7 protein-coding genes and 2 pseudogenes are annotated in these 7,593 nt (G+C 51.1%); 6 read left to right on the forward strand and 3 right to left on the reverse strand.

Annotation, left to right across the window (positions count from 1 at the left end):
* Positions 1–33: 33 nt before the first annotated feature.
* Positions 34–177, forward strand: a pseudogene (locus tag AQ981_RS26685) (transposase); the annotation flags it as partial.
* A gap of 85 nt (positions 178–262) precedes the next feature.
* On the opposite strand, the gene AQ981_RS25065 reads toward AQ981_RS26685, so the two are convergent.
* The 3 genes and pseudogenes from AQ981_RS25065 to AQ981_RS28320 all read right to left on the reverse strand — a co-directional run.
* Positions 263–745: a GNAT family N-acetyltransferase gene (locus tag AQ981_RS25065; protein WP_058914481.1), complete on the reverse strand. Its 483-nt coding sequence runs from the start codon at positions 743–745 to the stop codon at positions 263–265.
* Entirely contained in the window at positions 733–999 is a 267-nt protein-coding gene (locus tag AQ981_RS25070) for a type II toxin-antitoxin system TacA family antitoxin (protein WP_058914482.1), read from the reverse strand. The genes AQ981_RS25065 and AQ981_RS25070 overlap by 13 nt, the downstream gene beginning before the upstream one ends.
* Positions 1,000–1,328: 329 nt before the next feature.
* Positions 1,329–1,499 (reverse strand): annotated as a pseudogene (locus AQ981_RS28320) (type II toxin-antitoxin system RelE family toxin); the annotation flags it as partial.
* 207 nt (positions 1,500–1,706) lie between these two features.
* On the opposite strand from AQ981_RS28320, the gene AQ981_RS25075 reads away from it, so the two are divergent.
* The 5 genes from AQ981_RS25075 to AQ981_RS25095 are packed head-to-tail and all read left to right on the forward strand — an operon-like array spanning position 1,707 to position 7,035.
* A complete protein-coding gene (locus AQ981_RS25075) occupies positions 1,707–2,114 on the forward strand; it encodes an ExbD/TolR family protein (protein ID WP_058914483.1) in 408 nt (135 codons plus the stop codon).
* 1 nt (position 2,115) lies between these two features.
* Complete coding sequence (locus AQ981_RS25080) at positions 2,116–2,853, forward strand: TonB family protein (protein ID WP_058914484.1); 738 nt, start codon at positions 2,116–2,118, stop codon at positions 2,851–2,853.
* Positions 2,854–2,887: 34 nt separating this feature from the next.
* Positions 2,888–5,128, forward strand: a complete 2,241-nt coding sequence (locus tag AQ981_RS25085) for a TonB-dependent receptor family protein (RefSeq protein ID WP_058914485.1) — start codon at positions 2,888–2,890, stop codon at positions 5,126–5,128.
* Positions 5,129–5,147: 19 nt separating this feature from the next.
* Positions 5,148–5,795 (forward strand): MotA/TolQ/ExbB proton channel family protein, encoded by a 648-nt coding sequence (locus tag AQ981_RS25090; protein ID WP_058914486.1) that lies wholly within the window; start codon positions 5,148–5,150, stop codon positions 5,793–5,795.
* Positions 5,788–7,035 (forward strand): phospholipase D-like domain-containing protein, encoded by a 1,248-nt coding sequence (locus tag AQ981_RS25095; RefSeq protein WP_058914487.1) that lies wholly within the window; start codon positions 5,788–5,790, stop codon positions 7,033–7,035. Before AQ981_RS25090 ends, AQ981_RS25095 begins: the two co-directional genes overlap by 8 nt.
* The last annotated feature ends 558 nt before the right edge of the window (positions 7,036–7,593 follow it).

Below are 7,593 nucleotides of genomic sequence, written 5' to 3' on the forward strand. Positions count from 1 at the left end.
TCTTAAATGACTCCGAGGTGTCTGTTAAACCCGTGGCGATTCATTTTGTGGAGTCCCAGCTATTTTGCCAGTAGCTGCGGAGGTACGCCAATATCCGTCATCTGCCAATACATTGAACAACAGAAATGGGTTAAAAGTGACATCAGAATATTGGGGTTACAATTTTGGTGCGCATAACAAAGATTATGTTAAATTTGATGTAAATACCATAATAATTAATATGTTATGATGGCATCAGCTACTTCCCTACTCCAGTAACCAGTCATGGAAGCTTAAGAAACAGAGTCCGCTCATGAGTTTGCGAGGCCTTAAACCCATGGTGAGTATAGAAACCTTTGGCTTCTTCAGTAAGCGCGTGAACAATTATCGCACGAACTCCAATATTCTCAGCTACGCGATAACAGCGTAGAACCGCATCGTGAAGTAAATCGGCACCAACCCCTTTTCCGTGCAATGAGAAATCTACCGCCAAGCGAGCAAGTATAATCACCGGTATAGGATCTGGCATGTTACGCCGAAGACTGCCTGTCGCTTCCGTATGGTTAACGCTACCGGTGGCCAAAGAGTAAAAACCAGCTACTTGCTTCGTACCCGTCTTGCAAACAACGAACGTTCGGGCAGCGCCAAGAGCCTGATTTTTTAAACCTCTCTGTTTTAACCATTCATCGAGAACTGTTTCACCACTGACGAACTCAGCCAGCTTATGGGAGCTGGATAACGGCTCCGGCGCAGTTATACGCCCCACTGAGGTTTCCTTGCCAGTAGTTTATTAATGGCGGGTTCATCCTCGACTGGTGCATCGAGCATATCCATGAACTCTGCATACTGTTCGTCGTTAAAATTGAAAACACGGCGATCAAGGATCACGTTCTCCGCAGCCTTGCAGGCCATCTCCAGGATAAAGTCGGTTCGCGATTTATGAAGGATCTCTGCAGCGGCATCGATGAGTGCCCTCTGAGACTCTTTAGCTCTTAGGTTGAGTTGAACATCTGATTTCATACACACTTCTCTTGTATAGCAATTGATATACAAGAATAACACAACACAAACATATAGCAAATGCTATACACCTCAAAGTACCGAAAATGATATTTATTTTAAATATCAATATATTATATAATCATTCTACAATATTTTGATGTATTTGTCGTGCCGTGAAACCTGGTTAGGTAGAAAACCGCGCCTTATTTCCCCGACCTGAAAGACGGGGGGTTATGGTGCACCGGGTAAATGCTGCAGATTCGGTTTTGAGAAAACCCGGGGTGAGCACGGGGAAGGATTTATTTTCTCTGACAGAAGAAATAAAAATGTAAACTTTTGTATTTCTTTTATGAAAGACGTTTTCGGGTCGTTTCATAGGTTTTTTCGTCTTCCCATTTGCCTACTGCGACCACCTATATAAAAATCTCGTCATCGATAACCTTGTAAATTAAACGAAAACCAGACACTCTCAGCTTTATTTTAAAGCAGCCAGCTAGATCTCCAATGACGCCAGAGGAATATCGACAACACCATTATTTGGCCAGCATCTCAAAAAATGCATGGAACTAAAACGGGTCTATTTATACATCTTCAGGTTAATCGGGTATAGATAGTTGTTTTCTCACAAACAATGAGTTGGTTACAATAATAAAATAATAAATTTGAAACAAAAAATAAACAAAGCGCTTCTATAATTGGTCCCTTCAATTTTTGGGGAGAGTGCCATGCGTAACTGGAATGAGCCTAAAAAGACTAAAGCCCATATCGAACTGATCCCGATGATCGATGTGATGATGTTTTTACTGGTTTTCTTTGTCCTGATTAGCCTGAATGTGATCCCGGCTCTAGGCTTGAAAACGCAACTGCCGTCGGCCGGTAGCGCCCAACAGCTTAAACCGCAAAAAAAAGCCATTATCACCCTCGGCGCCGGCGACCTGCTGCAGCTTGATGGCCAGCCGCTGCCCCTTAATACGCTGGTCAATACCCTGAAGCAACAGCAGCAGGAAAACCAAACCACCTCCATTATCGTGAACAGCGATAAAGAGGTTGCGGTGGAACGCCTGATCGCCGTGATGGATACCCTGCGTCAGGGTGGTTTCTTCTCCATTTCCATTGCCACACGGAAGCAGTGATATGTATCTGCTTTATCGCTCACGTCACGTTGTTAGCTGGCTACCCGCCATCGTCGTCGCCGGATGCTTACTGTTTGCCGGCCAGCAGGCGGTGCTGCAGGTAAAACCGCATTACGACGATACGGTCATGGAACTGTCGCTGGCTGAACCCGAACCGCTGCAGCCGGAGCCTGTCCCGGAACCGCTGCCGGAAACACCGCCGCAAATTCAACCTGAGCCGGAACCGGAGGTGGTCGCTGAATCCGTCGTTCCTGCGCCAAAGCCAATTATCCAGGCCAAATCGGTTGTTAAACCGAAAGCCAAGCCTAAACCGGTTGTTAAGGAAAAAGCGCCGAAACCTCAGGCGCGCGCGGCTCCGCAGTCCGCCGCCGTTCGTAGCCCGGTGAGTAAACCGGCCGCGCCGCGTTCTCCTTCGGCGCCGAAGGAGAACGCGCAGGCGGCGGAAAACGGCTACCTGCAGGCGCTGCGCCGCGCGCTGGAGCAGCACAAGCGCTACCCGAGCGGCCGTCAGGCTTCGCTGGAGCGCCCGCAGGGCAACGTGGAGGTCTGGCTGGAGGTTGACCGCAGCGGCAGAGTGCTGGCTTCCGGTATTGCCAGCAGGGCGCCGAACATGCTGCTCAATCGCGCTGCGCTTAGTTCCCTGCAAAGCATCAGTCAGCTGAAGCCCTTTCCTGAAGAGGTTTTTGCCGGACAAAGAAGCAAAAAATTTACCGCGACGTTTAATTATCAGGCGCCATAAACCTAATTAATCATTTGTTTTTACAGGAAAAGTAATGAAAAACTTTAATTGTTCTGGGATTGCGTTAGCCGTGGTGTCGGCCTTGTTATCAGCGTCCTCGCTGGCGGCGGAAAGCAGCGACGTGGGGGAGATTAACGTTAAGGGGCAATCGCTCGGCGGCGGTCTGATGGTGCAGGAAGACAGCGGCAAAGCTCGTTCCACCCTGACCAAAGAGGCGATGGATAAAGCCCCCGGCGCCAGCAACGCTATTGACATGCTGAAATATACGACGGGAATGAACGTCAACAGCAATGACGCCAGCGGCCTGAGCGGTATCGACTACACCATGCGCGGGATGAACTCGGATCAGATCGGCCTGTCGATGGATGGCATCCCGATTAACGACTCCGGCAACTATGCAGTCTACCCCAACTTGCTGGGCGATGCGGAAAACCTTGAGCAGATCTTTGTCACCCAGGGATCTTCCGAGGCTGACGGCCCGCATATTGGTTCCAGCGGCGGCAATATTGGCCTTGTGGCAAAACGTCCTTCAAAGGCGTTTGGCGGCTTCGTCAAACAAACGCTTGGTAGCCATAACCTCAGCAAAACTTTTGCTCGTTTGGAGACCGGTGAGTACAACGGTTTCAGCAACTGGCTCTCGTACTCGCATACTGAAGCCAAAAAATGGCGCGGGGAGGGGCGTAATTATTCCGATAAGTTTGAAATGAACTCACTGTACGAGGATAGTAACGGTAACAGCAGCAACCTGATCATGAAATATAACCGTCAGGATAACAGCAACTATAACACCCTGAGTAAAGCGCAGTTCGAAAAAGACCCACGCCAGGACTACTCGACCACCCGGGTCTATAACAGCAAAGGCCAGCTGAGCAAATATTATAAGCTGAACCGTAATCCGTTCGAAACCTTCACCCTCTCTTTTTCTCAGCACTTACAGCTGCGCGATAATCTCGCGTTAACCGTTCAGCCCTATTACTACTGGGGTAACGGCGGCAGTTTTACCGGACAAACAGCCTCGGTCCTATCTAGTACTTCTGATACCGCCGGACAATACGATCTCAGCAGCCTGACCTCCAGTACCTACTACCGGCCTTCGTGGACCCAGACTTGGCGACCGGGCGTTACCACAAAATTGAAGTGGGATATTAATGACGAGCACAGCCTGGATATCGGTTACTGGTATGAGCGCGCGCGACAGTCGCAGACTCAGCCGTTTATTAGCATCCAGGACGATGGCAACCCGGCGAACGTTTCCGGCAAACCGGGCGGCTCCGATCAGGTCAAAGACGCTAACGGCAATACGGTACAGGGGCGTAACCAGTACACGGTTACTCCAGCGCACAAAGTATGGCTTCAGGATAGCTGGTTCGTGACGCCGGACTGGACGCTTGTGGGCGGGCTGGCTTATCAGTATGTCGAGCGTAAAGGCGATAATAAAGGCAGTCTGTATAGCGCTCCGGAAAAACGCCAGGCGACCTACCATGAATTCCTGCCGAACATTAGCATCAGCTATAAGCCGGATAGCGAAAACCAGCTGTTCTATAACTTGACGCGCAACATGCGTACGCCACCCAACTACGTGCTCTATAACGTCGGCGATTCGATCAGCACCAAACCTGAGCTGAGCTGGAACCACGAACTGGGCTGGCGTTTTCAGCGCGAAGATATGCTGCTGAGCGCGACGCTCTTCTATATGCGTTATACCGACCGGCAGATTTCGACCACCAATGCGGATGGTGACTACGAAATGATGAACATCGGCAGCGTGGAGAGTAAAGGTCTGGAGCTGGAGTGGAGCGGTAAGCTGCCGTACAACTTCAATTACTACACCTCTTATACCTACACCCATTCCGAACAGAAAGATGACATTGTGAGCAACGGTGGACATCCGCTGCCAACGGCGGGCAAAACGGTGCCGAACGTACCGAAAAACATGCTTAATGCATCGCTGGGCTATAACGATGGTCTCTACTACGCCAGCTTCGGCGGCAAATACGTCAGTTCATTCTACGGCGATTTGACCAACGACGAAAAAATCGGCGGGCGCACGGTCTTTGATGTCGCTGCGGGCGTGCATCTGCCGGTGGATAAAAAGATTGTTAAAAGCGCCACCCTGCGCTTTGGCATCGATAACCTGTTTGATAAACAGTACCTGACCTCCGTCCGTTCAACGACTTTTAACGCGGCGGTTTACGACGGCGTGAAGGCCAGTACCCCGTACTACAACGTTGGCGAAGAGCGCACCTTTAGCGTCTCGCTGGAAGCAACCTTTTAATTAACCGGAGGGCACTCTGATGGATGCCAATCTGATTCACGACATTATTTTCTACGTTATGTACGCCGCGCTGGCGATCGCCGTGGTGATACTGGTTGAACGCAGCCTCTATTTTTCATGGGCCCAGTGTCAGGCTTTGCGCTTTGAAAAGGCACTGACGGGGGACGTTCGCTGCGTGTCGGACCTGCCGGAATCGCTGACCGGGCGCACTAGCCTCCCTCTGACCCTTATTCTGCCGGTGCTGGAGAAAAAGCAGACGGTAGAAGACCGCGAGGCGATGAGCGATCTCATCGACGCTCAGTACCTGTTAAGCAAACCGCAGATGTCGCGTGGACTGTGGATGCTTGAAACCGTTGTGACCGCCGCGCCGCTGCTGGGCCTGCTGGGGACGATCCTCGGTATTATGGATACCTTTAAGGCCCTTTCCGCCTCCGGCGTCTCCGATGCCAGCATGGTTTCCGCCGGCATGGGGACCGCACTGTATGCCACCGGCCTGGGGATTTCGATTGCGCTACTGTGCCTGGTGGGCAATAACTATTTGCAAAGCCGAATGGAGCGGATCAACGAACTGCTGAAAGTGCTGCTGATCCGTGCTGGCAGCCCGGTCAGCCGTCCGGAGCAGGGCGGCAAACGTTGGGAAGGCCACGAGGCGCAGCGCTATGCCTGAACATCGTCAATGCGGATGGCCGGCTGGCCGCTTGATGAGCGCGCTGGCGGGAAGCTGGATGCTGTTAAGCCAGCCTGTATGGGCGGCGTTCTCCATACCCGGCTACGAGTTGGTGTATAACGCGCCGCAGGAAACCACCTTACAGAATAACGACTTACGTCATGCCGCCGAGGTCTGGCAGCAGATGTTCGATGCGGCGCACAGCCATATCGATCTGGCGCAGTTTTATGTGGCGAATGAAAAAGGCTCTCTGCTGGATGGGGTTCTGGCACGTCTGCGGGCCGCCGGGGAGCGTGGAGTAAAAATTCGTTTTCTGATGGAGGAGAAGGGCGTGGGCCTTTCAACGCCGGAAACGCTGACGGCCCTGAAAGCGATCCCGAACCTAGAGCTGCGGATTATTCCATTCCATCGGCTGACCGGCGGTATTGTCCACGCCAAGTATCTGCTGGTGGATGGCAAAGAAGCCTTTGTCGGTAGCCAGAATTTTGACTGGCGCGCGCTGGAACAGATCCAGGAGACCGGTCTGCGCATCAGCGATGCGCAAACGGTGCGGCAGATTCAGGCTATTTTCGATCAGGACTGGCAGGCGCAGGCCCTGCTTGAGAAAAATAAGCCAGTGCCGAAGCTGGCGGGGCTGGTGCCGAAATCGGCTCCGCAGGGCAATTATTTGGTTGCCAGCCCGCGCGATTATAACCCGAGTGGGGTGATTGACTCGCAGGTTGAACTGCCGCGTCTGCTGGCCAACGCCAAATCGCGGATCCGGGTACAGGTGATGGATTATGCTCCGCTAACGTGGGGAGAAAAGGGGAAGCGCTCCTTTTACGCCCCCATTGATAACGCCCTGCGCAGCGCGGCAGCGCGTGGTGTGCAGGTTGAACTGATGGTGGCGAACTGGAATCTGAAGAAGCCGGATGTGTTCTGGTTAAAGAGCCTGTCACTGGTGTCTAACGTTCAGCTGAAGGTGGTGACGATCCCTCCCGCCAGCCGTGGATTTATCCCGTTTGCGAGGGTGGTTCACAGTAAGTTGATGACTATCGACGGTTCGACGGCCTGGGTGGGAACCAGCAACTGGAGCGGGGGCTATTTTGATAACTCACGCAACATTGAGCTGGTGCTGAATAGTGCGTCAATGGCCGAGCGCGTGGATGCGCTTTACAGTCAGCTATGGAACAGCTGTTATGCGGAGCCGATCAAGGTTGATTTTGATTATCCGCCTCCTCATCCTGCTCGCGAACATTAATGGAAATGTAGCTGATGATTCAGGCGGGTACTCTGTGATTACAGCCCGCCCTACCTTGTAGTGATGTGATTGACATCCTCCAGGCCCTAAAGGACGTGAGTTCATCTTCGATGTACATTTGCATTATATCTGCAATAATGTCTATTCATTTATATATTTCGAATATAGATTTAATGAATCTGGCATCCTCGGATTTCAACTCAGAACATATATCCTGATATTTATCGAAAAGACAAGAGCTATACCATGACGCTCTCTCAACCCCCGCCTTTACATCATTCAGTACACTTTTACTGTCTTTTCCTACCCTGCTCAGAGCCCGATCAAGAGCTATTGCGGCATCCCTCTCACTTGTAGTTTTATGCTTTATTATTGATGATATATACATTGATAGAATTCCTTTTTTATGATAAAAACACCCTCTATTTATCATATCATGAGGTTAAGTATTTTGAAGAAAATGAATCGCCACGGATAATCTAAATAGCTGCGCCGAATAGTAGATCACTTTGATGGAACTCAGTCCGAATTGAGCGATCTGATCAATCGCCAAATCAA

Origin of the sequence: Entomohabitans teleogrylli, from assembly GCF_001484765.1 — a bacterium.
GTDB lineage: Bacteria > Pseudomonadota > Gammaproteobacteria > Enterobacterales > Enterobacteriaceae > Entomohabitans > Entomohabitans teleogrylli.